The sequence below is a fragment of the Actinoplanes sp. CA-142083 genome (assembly GCF_050942195.1).
Lineage (GTDB): Bacteria > Actinomycetota > Actinomycetes > Mycobacteriales > Micromonosporaceae > Actinoplanes.
In genome coordinates this window covers 1,701,257-1,716,616 of sequence record NZ_CP192076.1, presented here as the reverse complement: position 1 = coordinate 1,716,616, position 15,360 = coordinate 1,701,257, and the positions used below count along the sequence as shown (strand labels likewise).

General features: G+C 69.2%; 12 protein-coding genes and 1 pseudogene. 8 read left to right on the top strand and 5 right to left on the bottom strand.

The window, feature by feature from the left end; genetic code table 11:
• On the top strand, positions 1 to 1,032 hold the full coding sequence (locus tag ACQPZX_RS08235) for a LacI family DNA-binding transcriptional regulator (RefSeq protein ID WP_433376651.1): 1,032 nt from the start codon (positions 1 to 3) through the stop codon (positions 1,030 to 1,032).
• Here the strand turns inward: ACQPZX_RS08235 and ACQPZX_RS08230 are convergent.
• The 4 genes from ACQPZX_RS08230 to ACQPZX_RS08215 form a co-directional block, all read right to left on the bottom strand.
• Entirely contained in the window at positions 1,025 to 2,839 is a 1,815-nt protein-coding gene (locus ACQPZX_RS08230) for a glycoside hydrolase family 127 protein (protein WP_433376648.1), read from the bottom strand. The genes ACQPZX_RS08235 and ACQPZX_RS08230 overlap by 8 nt on opposite strands.
• The gene (locus ACQPZX_RS08225) at positions 2,836 to 3,720 is read right to left on the bottom strand and encodes a carbohydrate ABC transporter permease (RefSeq protein WP_433376645.1); all 885 of its coding nucleotides are present in this window, start codon (positions 3,718 to 3,720) and stop codon (positions 2,836 to 2,838) included. Before ACQPZX_RS08225 ends, ACQPZX_RS08230 begins: the two co-directional genes overlap by 4 nt.
• On the bottom strand, positions 3,717 to 4,595 hold the full coding sequence (locus ACQPZX_RS08220) for a carbohydrate ABC transporter permease (RefSeq protein ID WP_433376642.1): 879 nt from the start codon (positions 4,593 to 4,595) through the stop codon (positions 3,717 to 3,719). Before ACQPZX_RS08220 ends, ACQPZX_RS08225 begins: the two co-directional genes overlap by 4 nt.
• Positions 4,596 to 4,708: 113 nt before the next feature.
• Entirely contained in the window at positions 4,709 to 6,025 is a 1,317-nt protein-coding gene (locus ACQPZX_RS08215; protein ID WP_433376639.1) for an ABC transporter substrate-binding protein, read from the bottom strand.
• 169 nt (positions 6,026 to 6,194) lie between these two features.
• Here ACQPZX_RS08215 and ACQPZX_RS08210 point away from each other — a divergent pair, with 169 nt between their 5' ends.
• The 3 genes from ACQPZX_RS08210 to ACQPZX_RS08200 all read left to right on the top strand — a co-directional run bounded on the left by ACQPZX_RS08210 (position 6,195) and on the right by ACQPZX_RS08200 (position 9,811).
• On the top strand, positions 6,195 to 7,469 hold the full coding sequence (locus ACQPZX_RS08210) for a vanadium-dependent haloperoxidase (RefSeq protein ID WP_433376636.1): 1,275 nt from the start codon (positions 6,195 to 6,197) through the stop codon (positions 7,467 to 7,469).
• A gap of 86 nt (positions 7,470 to 7,555) precedes the next feature.
• Complete coding sequence (locus ACQPZX_RS08205; protein ID WP_433376633.1) at positions 7,556 to 7,786, top strand: TM2 domain-containing protein; 231 nt, start codon at positions 7,556 to 7,558, stop codon at positions 7,784 to 7,786.
• Positions 7,787 to 8,212: 426 nt separating this feature from the next.
• Entirely contained in the window at positions 8,213 to 9,811 is a 1,599-nt protein-coding gene (locus ACQPZX_RS08200) for a hypothetical protein (RefSeq protein WP_433376630.1), read from the top strand.
• Here the strand turns inward: ACQPZX_RS08200 and ACQPZX_RS08195 are convergent.
• On the bottom strand, positions 9,796 to 10,719 hold the full coding sequence (locus tag ACQPZX_RS08195; RefSeq protein WP_433376627.1) for an NAD-dependent epimerase/dehydratase family protein: 924 nt from the start codon (positions 10,717 to 10,719) through the stop codon (positions 9,796 to 9,798). The genes ACQPZX_RS08200 and ACQPZX_RS08195 overlap by 16 nt on opposite strands.
• An 80-nt stretch (positions 10,720 to 10,799) precedes the next feature.
• On the opposite strand from ACQPZX_RS08195, the gene ACQPZX_RS08190 reads away from it, so the two are divergent.
• The 4 genes and pseudogenes from ACQPZX_RS08190 to ACQPZX_RS08175 form a co-directional block, all read left to right on the top strand.
• Entirely contained in the window at positions 10,800 to 12,857 is a 2,058-nt protein-coding gene (locus ACQPZX_RS08190) for a M14 family zinc carboxypeptidase (protein ID WP_433376624.1), read from the top strand.
• Between the two features lie 27 nt (positions 12,858 to 12,884).
• Entirely contained in the window at positions 12,885 to 13,199 is a 315-nt protein-coding gene (locus ACQPZX_RS08185) for a PadR family transcriptional regulator (RefSeq protein WP_433376621.1), read from the top strand.
• Positions 13,196 to 14,275, top strand: coding sequence for a hypothetical protein (locus ACQPZX_RS08180; protein WP_433376618.1), 1,080 nt, complete (start codon positions 13,196 to 13,198; stop codon positions 14,273 to 14,275). The genes ACQPZX_RS08185 and ACQPZX_RS08180 overlap by 4 nt, the downstream gene beginning before the upstream one ends.
• 88 nt (positions 14,276 to 14,363) lie before the next feature.
• A pseudogene (locus ACQPZX_RS08175) lies at positions 14,364 to 15,092 on the top strand (glycosyltransferase 87 family protein); the annotation flags it as partial.
• Between the last annotated feature and the right edge of the window lie 268 nt (positions 15,093 to 15,360).

Here is a 15,360-nt window from a genome sequence, read left to right as displayed (position 1 = left end):
ATGGGGCGTTCAGTCGTCACGATGCGGGACATCGCCGCCGCGTCCGGCGTTTCGCAGAGCACAGTCTCGCGTGTTCTCAACAACGCGCCCACCAGGGTGCCGATCGCGGCGGAGACCCGCGAGCGGGTGATCCAGGCGGCCCGCCATCTCGGCTACCGGCCCAACCCTTTGGCGCGCGGCCTGCGCGGCGCGTCCACCAATCTGATCGGCGCGGTGGTCCGCGACTTCAGCGACGTCTTCTACGCCGGCGTCATCGAGGCGCTCGTCGTCGAGTCGATGGCGCACGGCTACAACGTGGTGCTCGGCCACGTGCACGGCCAGCTCGACGAGGGCACCCCGCTCACCACCGTGCTGGAGACCCGGCACACCGACGCGATAATCCTGCTCGGCGACATGCAGGCGTACCCGGAGCTGCTCGCCGACCTCCGCGGCTCCTCGGTTCCGGTCGTGGGCCTGTGGCAGGGAACGAGCCCGCTCGAGTTCCCCACGGCAAACCCCGACGACCAGGCCGGCGTACGGGCGGGGCTCGAGCACCTGGCGTCGCTGGGCCACCGCCGGATCGGATTCCTGAGCGCGGAACTGCCCAACGGCTATCGGATCCGCGAGGACGCGTACGTCGAGTTCATGCGGGAACGGTTCGGCGGCGTGCCCGAGGGTTACCTGCAACGCTGCGCCGGCACGATGGACGGTGGCGAGTCGGCGCTCGCCGCCATGATGGGCCTGCCGGAACCGCCGACGGCGGTGGCCGCCTCGACCGACCTGGTCGGCGTGGGCGCGCTGCACGCCGCGCACAGCCTCGGCGTCCCGGTGCCGGGCCGGCTGTCGGTGGTCGGGTTCGACGACATCCTCATCGCGGCGCACACGGTGCCCGCGCTCACGACGCTGCGGATGCCGATCGTCGAGATCGTCGGCTACGGCGTCTCGCAGGCCGTGGCGCTGGCCCGCGATCCGTCCGAGGCGCACGCGCCCAGCATGACCGTCTTCGAGCTGCCGCTGATCATCAGGGAGTCGACGGCGCCGCCGGTCACCTAGGGATCCAGACCCGCATGCCGCCCTCGGCCCGGTTGGCCCACGCGAAATACGGGATCGCGCCGGCCGTCAGCCCCTCGACCGGCGCCTCGCCGGGCCACCGGCGGAACACCGGCACGGCGATGCCGACGAGAGCTTCGGCGAGGTCGGGGCGCGGCACCGTCGCCAGCTCACGGCCGGGATCCCAGGCGAGCTCCTCGATTTCGGTACGCCCGGGCGCGTCCGCCGCCTCGATGCAGTAGACCAGCGGTCCCCGCTCGACGGCCACGCACCCGCGCACGGCGTCGATCCGGGGATCCGGCTCGGTGATCCGGGCCGGCATGTCGAGGTCCAGCTCGACGACGTCGCCGGCCTGCCATCGCCGGTACCGCTTGACGATGCCGGTCCCGGCGGCGAGCGTGCCGTCCGGCCCGGTCAGCGTCGCCGAGCGGCACCATCGCGGCACCCGCATCGACAGGGTCCACGGCTCGGGCGGGGTCCGCACGAACTCCACGGTCACCCGCCCGTCCCACGGATAGCCGGTGCGAACGCGCAGGTGCGCCGGCCCGGTGACGATGTCCGCCGAGGCGTACTGATGAATCTGAATGCCGCTGTCGTCGTGAGTCGCGAGATATTGCTGCCATGAGCTGAGCATGCGCATCAGATTGGGTGGGCAGCAGGCGCACGGGTACCACGGACGCCGCTCCCCGGTGCCGCCAGGCACCCGATGAGTGCGGCGCTGCAGCGGGTTGGTGTAGAAGAACCGCGTGCCGCTCAACGCGATCCCGGGCAGCACGCCGTTGAACATGGTGCGCTCGATCGTGTCGGCATACCCGACATCTCCCGTGGCCAGCAGCAGGCGCCAGGCGAGCATCACGCTGGCGATGGCCGCGCACGTCTCCGCGTACGCGCGATCCGGCGGCAACTCGTACGGGTCGCCGAAGGCCTCGTCGCGGTGCCGGCTGCCCATCCCGCCGGTGAGGTACGTCCGCGTACGCATCATGTCGTCCCACCGGCGCCGCACCGCCGCCAGCAGCCGGTCGTCGCCCAGCTCGACCGCGACGTCGACGGCGCCACAGTCCAGGTAGAGCTGGCGGACCGCGTGCCCGGCGACGGACCCCGCGTCGCGTACGGGATCATGGTCTTGCCAATAGATCGCGCCGAACCGCTCCGCGCCCGGCAGCGTGCCGTGCCCTCGCAGCTCGATCATCTCGGCGGCCATCGTCACGTAACGCCGCTCGCCCGTCACCCGGCCCAGCTCCACCAGCGCCATCTCGACGCCGGGATGGCCGTCGATGATCGCCGCCGGCACGTGATCGGCGGCCCGGACCGCGATGCTGAGCAGCCGGTCGTCGTCCAGCGCGCGATGCCAGGCCACCGCCGCCTGGATCAGGTGGCCGAGGCAGTACAACTCGTGCCCCCACGACAAGTCCTGGTACGGCGTCCCCCCGCCGGCCTGCACGTAGCTGTTGAGATAGCCGTCGGGGCGCTGGGCCGCGGCGACCAGGCCGATCACGTCGTCCGCCGCCGAGGCCAGGCGGGGATCGGGCGCCCGCGCCAGCTCCCACCCGACCGCCTCGAGCCACTTGTAGACATCGGAGTCCAGGAACGGCAGGGTCGCGCCGGTCGAGTCGGCCGAGCCCTGATAGCCGCTCGTGAGCCGCAGATTGTCGAGGTTGCCGGCGCTCCGGAGCTGGTCGAGACCGTGCGGGATGGTGCGCTCCCGGTTGACCTGGGTCCGGTCGGCCCAGAACCCGGACACGAGCGAGACCTGCCGGGCGTCGAACGGATGGAACCGGGTCCGGGAGGGCTGTACGACGACGATGCTCATTTCACGGCTCCGCTCATCAGGCCGGCCATGTAGTACCGCTGCAGCAACAGGTAGACCAGCACGCAGGGAATGATCGAGATGGTCACGCCGGCCTGGAGCATGCCCCAGTCCGTGCCGCCGAGGCTGGTCTCGGTGCGTGCGGTCGCCAGGATCACGGGCAGGGTGAACTTCTCGCTCGAGCTCATCATCACCAGCGCGCCGAGGAACTCGTTCCAGGACGTGATGAAGGCGAACAGGGTGACGGTGACGATCGCCGGCACCGTGGGCGGGATGAAGATCCGCAGGAGGATCTGCGGCGACGCCGCGCCGTCCATCACCGCGGCCTCCTCGAGCTCGCGCGGCACCGCGGCGAAGCTGTTGCGCAGGATGTAGAGGCTGAACGGCAGCTGGATCGTGGTGTGCAGGACGGCCAGCCCGATCAGCGAGTTGGTCAGCCCGATCTTGGCGAACATCAGGAACATCGGGGTCAGCAGCGCCTGGTACGGGACGATCAGCGAGAGCAGCAGCACCACGAAGATCAGTTCCTTGCCCGGGATCGGGAACCGCGCCAGCGCGTACCCGGCGGGCACGGTGAGCAGCAGCGTGAAGACGATCGTCAGGACGGCGGTGCCGAAGCTGTTGCCGAGGTAGGTGAGCAGGCCCTCCTGGTAGTTCCACAGTCGCTGGTAGCTGTCGAGGCTGACGCCGTGCGGCAGGTAGGTCGGCGGGCTGGCGGCGGCCTCGGCCGTCGGCTTGATCGAGGCGAGGATCGAGTAGAGCAGCGGCAGCAGCATGACCGTGACGATCGCGATGCAGCCGGCCGCCACCAGGTAGCCGCGGCGTCCCACCCGGGCCTTGCCGGGGATGTCCCGGACCAGCGTCCGCTCCAGCGTGGCGGTCACGACTCGCTCCGCCGGGTGAGCACGAGCTGCACGATCGTGAACGCCAGGATGGTCACCGCGAGGACCAGCGACAACGCCGCGCCGTAGCCGAGCTTCAGGTACGGGAACGAGTTCAGGTAGACGAAGAAGACCGAGGTCGCGGTCTCGTTCTGCGGCTGCCCGGCGGTCATGATGTAGAACTGGTCGAACGCCAGCAGCGAGCCGATCACGCTGACCAGGGTGACCAGCAGGACCGTGCGCATCGTGAGCGGCAGCACCACCCGGCCGATCCGCTGCCAGTACCCGGCGCCGTCCACCAGGCTCGCCTCGGTGATCTCGGTGGGGATCGCCTGGATCGCGCCGACGAACAGGATCATCCCGAAGCCGATGACCTTCCACACCACCGACGTGCTGATCGCGAAGTTCGAGGTGTCGGCGTCCACCCCCAGCCAGAGCACCGGCTGATCGATGACGCCGAGGTCGAGCAGGATCCTGTTGATCACGCCGAAATTCGTGCTGAAGAGCCAATACCAGAGAAGGCTCGACACCCCAAGACCGATAACAACCGGGACAAATATTATCGTACGGGTTAAAGCACGCGTTTTCGTTTTAGGGGCCGTCAGCAGCGCCAACAGGTAGCCACCGACGATCAGAACCGGCGTGATGAGGACCGTGTACTTGAGGGTGAACAGGAAAGACACCCAGAACTGGCGGTCGCCGAAGGCCTGCCGGTAGTTGTCCAGGCCGATGTAACGCGGCTGGGAGATCAGCGACCACTCGTGCAGCGACATCCAGATCATCCGGCCCAGCGGGTACACCGTGAACGCCATCACGAACACGAACGCCGGAGCCACATAGGCCAGACCGATGAACCTGTTCCGACGCGTACGCATCATGGTCTTGTCTCCTCCGATGCGTGCCGTGCCCGGCGGGGGTGCGATCCCGTTCCTTCTCCCCCACCCCCGCCGGGCACGACGATCCCCCCGGATACCGCTTGGACTTGTCGGCTCTAGGACTTGGCTGCGATGTCCGACATCGACTTCTTCGCGTCGGCGATGACCGTGTCGAGGTCGTCGTCGCTGTAGTAGGCGCGCTGGAGCATCTTGAGCCACGGACCCTGCGGCGAGTTGATCTGCTCGAAGAAGGTCAGCGTGTACGGCGTACGGCCGACCGTCAGGGCCTTCGCCACGTCCTGCACCAGCGGCTCGGCCTTGAAGTACTTGTTGTCGACCATGTCGCTGCGCGTGGTCAGGTTCAGCGCCTTGGCGTACACCTCGACCTGGACTTCATCGGAGAGCAGGAACTTCATGAAGTTGACCGCGTCGTTCACACGCTTGCTGCCCTTGGGCACGACGACGAGGTCGCCGCCGATGAACGACGCGTACTTGCCGGGCTCCATGCCGGGGAGCAGGGCCACGCCGAACTTCATCGACGGGTTCTGCTGGCGGGCGAGGGTGATGTTGAAGTTGCCGGTGCCCATCATGCCGACCTTGCCGGAGCCGAACTGGAGGTGGAACGTCTCCCCGTTCTCCGTCCGGTCGCCGTCGTGGACGTTCCCGGCCTTGACCATGTCGCGCTCGAACTGCAGCACCTGCTTGACGCCGTCGCCGACGAGCGGCTCGTCGCCCGGCCCGGCCGCCTCGATCTTGGCGCCCGACGCCCACATCAGCGGGCCGACCGTGAAGATGTTGCAGCCCGCGCAGTTGCCGGGCAAGTAGTAGCCCTTGATGTCGCCGCCCAGCGCGGTGATCTTGTCGGCGTAGGCGCGGAGCTCGGGCAGGCTGGTCGGTGGTTTCTCCGGATCCAGGCCGGCCTTGGAGAAGAGGTCCTTGTTGTAGAACAGCGCGGAGACGTCGGCGTAGAGCGGCACGCCGTACAGGTGGTCCTCGTACGTCGCGACCGTCATGTGCCCCTTGCTGGCGGTCGCCAGCTCCGGCCAGCTCTTGATGCGGTCGGTGAGGTCGACGAGCTGCTGCGCCTTCTCGAACTGCGGCGCGTAGATCAGGTCCATCCCCATCAGGTCGGGAACCTGGCCCGAGGCGATGCCCTGTGCGATCTTGCCGACCATCTCGGTGTGCGGAATATAGGTCAGCTTGACGGCGCAGTCGGGATTCTTGGCGTTCCACGCCGCGACGAGCATGTCCACCATTTCCTTGTTGCCGCCCGAGCGCTCCCACATCGTGAGCCCGCCCTTGCTGGCGCAACTGGTCGTGGCCGCCACGTTCTGACCGGCGGTGGAGTCCGGTGAATCGTCCCCCTGGGAGCAGCCCGCGACCCCGATCATGGCCGCGACCGTCAGGAGGGACAACCGCTGACGGGTCTTCATCCCACGTACCTCCTGCCCTGTCGAGTGAGGTAACTCGGGACCGTACTCCTACCGCATACGTTTGCGTACATACGTTTGCGGTCTCCGAGACTCGCGACATAGCTGAAGAATCGGTCCGATTTCCTACACAGTGGAACGGAGCCCTGCCGCGCGAGCGCAAGGTGCGGGGATGGTTAAGAAGCTGCTCTTCGCTGCGCTGCTCGGTCTCGTCGCCAGCGGACTCGGCGTTCCCGCCGCCGCCCGTGTGGACATCGACGCAGCTCGAAGCTGGAACGAACGCGCCCTCAACGCGGTACGCGCCAACCGGTCCACCGACGCCGACGCCGCCCGCCTCTACGCCATGGTCAACGTCGCGATGTACGACGCCGTCAACGGCATCACGCGCACCCGCGCACCCGCCCTCGTGCCGGATCGCGGCCCGCGCAAGGCCGACGAACAGGCGGCCGCGGCGGCCGCGGCGCACGCCGTTCTCGTCCGCCTCGACGCGACCCGGGCCGCCGACTACGACGCCGCGCTCGCCGCCGACCTCGCCCGGCTGGGCAACGGCCAGGGCGTGACCACCGGCGTGGCCTGGGGCCGGTCGGTCGGCGACCGGGTCGTCACCGCCCGCGCCGACGACGGTTCCACACCCGTCGAGTCCCAGCCGGCCGGCGCCGGTCCCGGCGTGTTCCGCGCCGCGTGGTCCGGCACGCAGTACCGCCACGTCCGCCCGTTCGCCGTCGCCGACCCGTCGCGGTACGTCCCCGGCCCACCGCCCACTCTGGACTCGGTGCTGTACGCGGGCGCGTTCGCCGAGGTCGCGGTGCTCGGCGACGCCGCGCTGACCGCGCCCGACCTGCTGGCCACCTTCCAGTTCTGGTCGCTGCCGGCCGGCTCCGACCAGCCGCCGGGCGAATGGCTGCGGATCGCGCTCGCGGTGGCCGGCGACCGGCGCCTGCCGCTGGCCGACGAGGTCCGCCTGACTGCCCTGCTGACGATGGCGCTCTCCGACACGTCGGTCACGACCGTCGCCACCAAGTACACGTACCAGCATTGGCGGCCCACCACCGCCATCCGCGAGGCCGACACCGACAACAACCCGGTCACCACGGCCGATCCCACCTGGACGGCCCGCGCCGGCGCCGTCGGCGGCACCCCCGAGTACGTCTCCGGCCACAGCTCCTACAGCGGGGCCGGCGCCGCCGCCCTGCAGGGCTTCTTCTGCACCGACGCCATCGGTTTCGCCCTGGCCACCGACTCGGCTCCCGGTGGCGTGGCCCGCACCTATGCCGGCTTCTCGAAGGCCGCCGCCGAGGCCGGGCGGTCGAGAGTCTTCGGCGGCCAGCACTTCGAGTTCAGCAACCAGGCCGGCCTCGAGATCGGCCGTGGCGTGGCCACCGAGGTCCTGAGCACCAGCCTGCTACGCGCCACCGGCCCGACCCATTTCGGCGCCTGCCCACGCTGACAACTGTGGATATTGCCTATTGAGGCCGTGTACCGCTATCGTGCTTCGGCTTTCACGGATCTCTAATCAGAGGAGAAATGTCCATAATGACCGCCACCCAGACCGCCGCCACCGGCACGAAGTCCTGGCTCGCCGCCCTGCTGCTCTGCTTCTTCGTCGGCGTCCTCGGCATCCACCGCTTCTACGTCGGCAAGATCGGCACCGGCATCCTCATGCTGATCACCTTCGGCGGCTTCGGCATCTGGACCCTGATCGACTTCATCATGATCGCGGTCGGCAGCTTCAAGGACAAGCAGGGCCAGGCTCTCGCCCGCTGACCCACATAGCGCCACCACCGGGCGCCCGGCCTCCGCCGGGCGCCCGGTTCGTCTTTCCGGTTGGAGTATCCGCAGGGTTCTATCCTCGGCAGGTGTGCCGAGCGATCACGCCGCGGGACTGACCTTCCGTGAATGTCGTTCCTGGGCGGCGGATGTCCCACGTAGCCGGGAATCGCGGCAGGCTGAGCTGATTGTCCGCCCGCGCGGGCCGGGCTTGTGCCGGCCCGGCCGCCGCTACCGGTGCTGCTCTACCTGGCCTCCCTCGAAGGGCGGCTCGTAGGACGATCGCCAGACGCTTTCGCGGTGATAGAGCCGCCGATCGCGCGGAACGCCGAGTGGACAAGAGCCCGGGAATTGCCGCGGCGGGCTCGGATTCTCGGCCGGCTCACTCGCGCTTGGCAGTACCTGGCGCCGTACGTCCCGTTCATGACCGCGATGATCGTCTCGGTGCCGCTCGGGTTCGTCTCGAGGGACGGGGCGATCGTGGCGGCCACCCTTCTCCTCGCCGGTTTGGCGTTGGCAATCGGCGACATGGTCGTAGCGGTGTTGCGGTCGCTCTGGTCACTTGTCCGGGACGGGGCACCGGCAACCGACGACGACATCGCCGGTGGTGAACTGCATAGCTATCACTGGACGGTCACCTACCTCCACGTGACGGATCCGGTCCGCGCGAAGGGTCTGCTCCGGGAGTCCTTCGAACGTGCGGCCGCTCTCACGGACACGCGCCTGTCGCCGGATCCGGCCTTCGGGTCGGGACTGGTCGCGATCCGGACCGAAAGCGTCACCGCTGCCCTTGTCCGGGCTTTCCTCGGCACTCTTACCTCTGTCACGCCTGTCGCGGGCACGCCGTGGCTGGTCATCGGCGCCCACGGGCCGCCCCGGAAAGACGGACCGGCAGGCGATGCCAGCGGACGGTTCCAGCCTCCCCGGCACGATGCCGTTCGGCCACTGAGCGGAATTCGCCTGATGATCATTGCCACGCTCGCAGGACTCGCGGCCGTGGCGCAGGGTGTGGCCGCCACCGAACGTCAGGCATGCGCGGCAGTCGATTGCGGTGGGCGGCCGGCCACGTTCACGACGGCGTTGCCATGGACCTTGCGGCACGTCGTCGGCCAGTTTCCGGAGCCCGCGACCGCCCGGTCGCAAGTGCTCGGAGCGCTCGCCCTGATCCTGGTGCCTGTCATGGTCATATGCGTGCTGATGACGCTCGCGCAGCGCATCCGATACCGGCGAGCACGGCGAGATCTCATGTTTGAGGTCCTGAACAGGACGGCGGCCAAGCCGACGGTCGCGATATTGGTTGTCAGCGACGTCGAGCGCGAAGCCGTGGTGAATGCGTTCACGGCACGTTCGCCGGGGCTGACGCCCGTCGTCGAACCGGTTGGCCGGCACGCCATGCTCCGGCTCGGTTCGTCCGGTGGAGCACGGATCGTACTGGCGCAGAGCGAACAGGGCACAGTCGGCGTGGGGTCCATGCCGTGGACGGCTCGCAACCTGATCGACAAGCTGGCCCCGGCGTCTCTCGTGGTCACCGGAATCTGCTACGGACTGCGGTCACGCGAGCTCGACTCTGGCGACCAGGAGCTCGGCGACGTTGTTGTTTCGACCCAGCTGCACGCGGTGGACCATCGCAAGGTGACCACGCGGAACGACGGATCCCGCCACGAGATCATTCGCGGCCCCCGCCCGGAGTCGGCCAGTGCTCTGCTCAGCCACGCACGTGCGCTCAGCCGGGGCAGGCGGCCACCTCGAATACATTTCGGCCGGGTGCTGTCTTTGAACACGCTGGTGGACAACCTGGAGGAGCGCCGCCGGCTCCGCGCCCTGGACGAGGAGGCGATCGCGGGCGAGATGGAGCTGGCCGGCCTGTACGCGGCGGCCGCCTCAGCCAAGTGCGACTGGATCCTCGTCAAGGGCATCTCCGACTGGGGCGTCCTGAAGGCGGACGACCACCAGGCGGCAGCCGCGCGGAACGCCGCGGAGTTCGTCGCTGAGCTGGTCGCTCAGATCTACCCAGCCGCCTGACCCGCCTCGGCGATCCGCGGAAAGCTCTCGGCGAAAGCGGCGTCCAGCGAGCGGCCCGTCGCCGGCTCGATGAACAGGTTGCTCAGGACGAGGTCGGCGAAATGGGCCGGGGTCACGCCGGTCTCCTTGCGGGTCAACGACTGAAGAAGGCCGCCGGCCGGCAGCGCCGCGCGGATCAGGGCGGCGGGCAAGCGATGGACCTTGCGCGGGCGACCGACCGCGGCCGCGATGTGGGTGAGCAACTCGGACCACGTGAGGTTCCGGTCGGCTATCGGGATGTCGGCGCCCGACGAGTTTTCCAGAGCGTCGACGGCCACCTCGGCCACGGTCCGGGCGGAGACCACGGCGGTGCCGCCGGGAGGGGCCAGCAAAGGGAAGCGGGAGGATGCCCACCGGGCCGGAGGGGCGGACCAGTTCGGGGTGCGGGCGCCGGCCCGGCCCAGGACGAAAGGGAGCTCGATGACCGCGGTCGGGAGCAGCGCGCGGGACTCGGCGGCCTGCTCGGCGCGGCAGCGGACGTAGACGTGCTTGTCCCGCAGGCGCCAGTCGGGGTGCAGGCGGTCGAAATACGTGTAGTACGAGCCGAGGATCAAGCCGCGGGTCAGCGACTCGGCGCGGGCGGCGGTGAACAGGCGGACGACGGGGTCGACCATGTCGTGGCGGAACTGCGGGTAGATCGGCTTCGGCAGCGGATGCTGCTCCTCGGAGCGGGTGCCGTAGACGACGCCGTCGAGGCCCTCCACCAGCGAGCGCAGGGTGTCGACCGAGGCGGACTTCAGGTCGAGCGAGTTGTCGACGCCGGGTTTCGGCGTGCGGGCGACCGTGGTCACCTCGTGGCCGCGGGCGCGCAGGGCCGCGGTGATGTGGGCGCCGATCAGGCCGCTGCCGCCGATGACTAGGAAACGCACGTCCCGCATCAAATCATTGACACATCCGAATCAGCGAGATGGGGTGATAGCGACATCCTTCGATGACGCAGGAGGGTTCGATGTCACCTCGGGCACGTGGGGCGGCGGCGCTGGCCGTCGTCCTGCTCACGATCACGCTCGCCCCACCCAGGGCATACGCGGCTCCGATCGATCTCGGAACAACCGAGCACGCCCTCATCCGCTTCCGCCTTCCCGACGACGCCATGCTCCAGCGCCTCGTCCAGGAGGGCGCCGACATCGCCGCCCGGCCGAAGACCTCGGCCGACGGCGCGGTCCTCGCCGATCTCGTGGTCGACGAGGCGGAACTGACCACCCTGACCAACAGCGGCGCCACCGCGTTGCAGGTGATCCAGCGGGAGTCCGACGGCACCCGCCGGCTGGCACAGAGCAAAGCCAGGATCGCCGCCGTGCAAAGCGACACCCTGCAGTTCCTCCAGGCGTACTGGTGGACCACCAACGGCCGCACGTTCCTGCAGACGCAGGTCGCGACCACCGCCACCGACGATCCCGACGTCGAGATCACCGTCACCTGGCGTACCGCCGACGGCGCCACCGGAACGTATCCGCTGATCCGGTTCGAGGACTCGGGCGAATACCAGTACCACTACGCGCTGCCCCAGCTGCTGCCGAGCAAGCCGACGCAGGTCACGGCGACTTCGAGCCTCGGCGGGCAGAGCCGCGCGATCACCCCGGCGGTCTGGCCGAACGCCGCGCCCCCGCCCACGCCGAGCGGCTATCAGAAGGATTTCGTCGATGCCTACATGACGCCGACGGACATCAGCGCGCGCATCAAGCGGCTCAAGCGGCAGTATCCGAAATTGGTCGATGTCATCGATCTGCCGAACAAGACCCAGGGCTATCGGCGTACGGCGGTGGCTTATCTCGGCGATCCGAACGTGGCCGCGGTCGTCGTCGAATCGGTGAAGTTCGGCGATCAGGGGATGAATGGCGTCCAGGTGAAGACCGTGGATCCCGGCAAAGCCAATCGGCCGCTGTCCGCCTCGTACCGTGATCGGGTCTTGATCTTGAGTCTGGCCACCGATGCCGGCGGCAAGGTGATCAGCACGACCGACGATGTCGCCGCCTTCATCTCGGCCAAGTATCCGCAGCGGTTCCGCGCCGTTGTCGAGGACGGTTCGGCCGGTTTGCCGATGCCGATCGCCGGGCCGGTCACGCTCGACGACGGATTGATGGGAACCGAGGTCTCGAAGAAACCGTGGACCGTGCAGGCGCTGCGGATCGGCAAGGTGCGCGACGGCTCGAAGACCGGCGTGCTGGCCTACAGCCAGGAGCACGCGCGGGAGTGGGCCACCCCGTTGGTGACGCTCGAGTTCGCCGAGCGGATGCTCGCCAACTACAACACCGATCCGGCCACCAAGGCGCTGGTGGACGCCGTCGACATCTTCATCATCCCGACGGTGAACCCGGACGGCGCCAACTACTCCTTCAACGACTTCAACTTCCAGAGAAAAAACCTGGTCAATCACTGTACGGGTACCAGCCGCGACCCTCGATACCGCAATTCCTGGGGGGTGGACGTCAACCGCAACTACACCGTCGGGTCCTATTTCGACGGTTACGTCGGCGGCAGCCCGAACTGCCTTTCCGGCACCTACGCCGGCACCGGTGAGTTGTCGGAGGCCGAGAGCCGCAACGTCATCGCGTTGGCAACGAGCCATCCGAACATCAAGTTCGCGATGAACGTGCACAGCTACGGCGGCTATTTCATGTGGCCGCCCGGGTCCTACAAGGCGGACGGGCGGGTCACGCTGCCCCGGCCGTCGATCGACGAGTCGAAGTTCTTCCTCGACAGCGCGCGCCGGATCGTCGGGGCCATCGCGGCCTCGCGCGGAACGGTGACGTGGCCGTCGTACACCGGCCCGGTCGCCGACGTGCTGTATTCGGCGGCGGGAAACTCGGCGGACCAGTTGTACTACGAGCTCGGTATCGACGCCTGGGACTTCGAGGTCGGCAACGACATCTGGAACGACACGACCCAGGAATGGGAGGGCGTCGGATTCCAGCCGCCGTTCGACGAGGCGCACGCCGAGTCGCAGGAGTACGCCGGCGGGCTGGTCGAGCTCGTGCGGGTAGCGAGCGAGGCAGGACTAGCCTGAGGATCTGGCCCTATGTAGAGTTACTACATGCCTCCTAAGCCCCGGCTCACCACGCCCGTGCTCAAAGTCATGGCGGCGCTGCTCGCCGACCCGGGCGCCGAGCGGTACGGGCTGCAGCTGATGCAGGACACCGGCCTTCCCAGCGGGACCCTCTATCCGATCCTGGTGCGCCTCGAGCGCGCCGGCTGGATGGAGTCCCGCTGGGAGGAGGTCGATCCGGTCGCCGAGGGCCGCCCCAACCGGCGGTATTACAAGCTCACCACCGAGGGTGCCATCGCCGCGCGCGACGAGGTGGCGCGCATGCACGCCCAGATGTCCCGGGCGATCGAGAGGCCGGCATGAGTCCGGCGTTCCGGCTGGCCCGGTGGCTGGTCGTGCGGGCCGCTCGCCGCTGGCCCGGCGACATGTCGCGCGAGTGGCTGGCCGAGCTCGAGGTGCTGCGCGCCCAGCCGGCCCAGGCCCTCACTTTCGCTTTCAGCCTCGCCGTCTCTCCCGCCGTCGAGGCCATCGGGGAGGAGCCGGCGGCCCGGGTCGAGTCCTGGGCACGGTCGCTGGCGGCGTCGATCGGCGTGACCCTGTTGGCGGCCATGCTGTTCAACGGCGTGCACCTGGCCCAGCACCACGCCGGGCCCGCCGTCGGGGCCGCCGCTCTGGTCGTCGCCGCCACCCTGATGGCGGCCCTGGCCCGCCGGGTCGGCGGCAACACCGTCGTCATGGGCGCGGCGCTGTTCGCGTTCCTGCTGGCCGGCAACCGCATCCAGTACATGCCCTACATGGGCTGGGCCGACATCCTGCCGGCCATCGCCGTCTGGACCGTCGGCACCCTGCTCAGCACCCGGCTGCGCCGGCCGGCAGCGGTCGCCGGCACCTTGATCACGCCGGCGCTGGCCACCGTCGCGGGCTCGCTGCACGCCGCCGTCAGCCTCGGCGTCGACCTCCGCTCGGCCGCCGCCTGGTTCCCGCTGTCGCTCGCCCCCGGCGGCACGGTCACCTTCGGCCCGGCCTTCCCCGGTTACCAGGCCTCCGAGCTGCTGCTCGGCAACGCCTCGGCGATGGCCGGCCCGATGCTGCTCTGCTCGGTCTTCGCCCTGTCCCGCTCATCCAAACCCGGACCGAGCCGGCTCCGCCCGGTCTTCGCCCTAGCCCGCTCAGCCACACCCGGACCGAGCCGGCTCCACCTCGAGATCCCGCTCGGGGTCGGCGCCACCCTGGCCGCGCAGACCGCCTGCGAGATCTTCCGCCGACTCCCACCGGCCGTCGCCCCCGACCGCCTGATCGACAACACCGGCGTCTTCGGCTTCGGCTTCGCCGCCCATCTCCCCGGCCAGATCCTCATCGCTCTGGTCGCCGGCCTTCTCGCCGCCCAGGTGGGCACGATCCGTCGCGCATCGACCGCATCCGGGCACCCAAGCCGTTAAGCCGGCCGCGTAACCACGCCGCGGCCGCCCCAGACCTGACAGACGCCACCACCAAGCCCACTCCGCGACCCTATGTAGAGGAGCGACTATGGTAGGCAGGCTTCCCGCCGCATTGATCGCGACTGTGACGGCCTACGCCTTTCTGCTGCGTCCCGCCGGCGGCCGCCTCACCGACCTCGGCGTCTACCTCGGCGCGGTGACCGACCTGCGCAACGGCGACGGCCTCTACGACTTCATCATCAGCGGCGCGCCCTTCACGTACCCGCCGTTCGCCGCCCTGGTCTTCCTGCCGCTGACGTTCCTCCCGCCGCTGGCCGTGCAGATCGCCTGGACCCTCGGCACGGTCGCCGCCGTCTACGCCATCGCTCGCCAGGCCAACGCGCCGCTCGCTGCCCTGGCGCTCTTTCTGTCCGCCCCGGTCTCCTCGGATCTGCGACTCGGGCAGGTGAGCCTCTTTCTCGCCCTGATGGTTCGGTCCCGCAAACCGGTCCTCATCGGCCTGGCCGCGGCGATCAAGCTCACTCCGCTGATCTTCATCCCGATGCTGTGGCTGCGCGGCGAGCGCCGGCCGGCCGCGATCGCCACCGCCACGTTCGCCGCCTGCGGCCTCCTCGCCGCCCTTGTCCTGCCCGGGGATTCGCTGCGCTACTGGCTGACCGAGGTACGCGACGTCGACCGTATCGGCGTCATCGAGTCGCCCGGCAACCAGAGCCTCAACGCCGCCCTGCTCCGCCTCGGCGTCCCCGACACCCCGCGCGCCGCGATCGCCCTGCTGCTGGGCGGCGTCGTCGTCCTGCTGGCCTTGAGGCAGGCCCGCAAGAAAGACTGGCTCGCGGCGACCGTCATCGTCGGCGCCGCGAGCGTCGTCTTCTCCCCCGTCTCGTGGACCCACCACCAGATCTGGCTGGTCCTGGCCGCCTTCCTGCCGCTACGCCACGAGGCCTGGCGCTGGGCGATCCTCGCCGTGATGCTGCTCCCGTCCACGGCGCTCTGGAACGACGCCCGCCTGGCCCTGGCGATCGCGATCGCCGTCGGGCTCGTGATACAGGACGACAACATTCAGGACGACAACATTCAGGACGACA

Coding starts and splice junctions, on each gene's coding strand:
- ACQPZX_RS08235 (WP_433376651.1), top strand. CDS start 1: ATGGGGCGTTCAGTCGTCACGATGCGGGACATCGCCGCCGCGTCCGGC.
- ACQPZX_RS08230 (WP_433376648.1), bottom strand. CDS start 2,839: ATGAGCATCGTCGTCGTACAGCCCTCCCGGACCCGGTTCCATCCGTTC.
- ACQPZX_RS08220 (WP_433376642.1), bottom strand. CDS start 4,595: ATGATGCGTACGCGTCGGAACAGGTTCATCGGTCTGGCCTATGTGGCT.
- ACQPZX_RS08215 (WP_433376639.1), bottom strand. CDS start 6,025: ATGAAGACCCGTCAGCGGTTGTCCCTCCTGACGGTCGCGGCCATGATC.
- ACQPZX_RS08210 (WP_433376636.1), top strand. CDS start 6,195: ATGGTTAAGAAGCTGCTCTTCGCTGCGCTGCTCGGTCTCGTCGCCAGC.
- ACQPZX_RS08205 (WP_433376633.1), top strand. CDS start 7,556: ATGACCGCCACCCAGACCGCCGCCACCGGCACGAAGTCCTGGCTCGCC.
- ACQPZX_RS08200 (WP_433376630.1), top strand. CDS start 8,213: ATGACCGCGATGATCGTCTCGGTGCCGCTCGGGTTCGTCTCGAGGGAC.
- ACQPZX_RS08190 (WP_433376624.1), top strand. CDS start 10,800: ATGTCACCTCGGGCACGTGGGGCGGCGGCGCTGGCCGTCGTCCTGCTC.
- ACQPZX_RS08185 (WP_433376621.1), top strand. CDS start 12,885: ATGCCTCCTAAGCCCCGGCTCACCACGCCCGTGCTCAAAGTCATGGCG.
- ACQPZX_RS08180 (WP_433376618.1), top strand. CDS start 13,196: ATGAGTCCGGCGTTCCGGCTGGCCCGGTGGCTGGTCGTGCGGGCCGCT.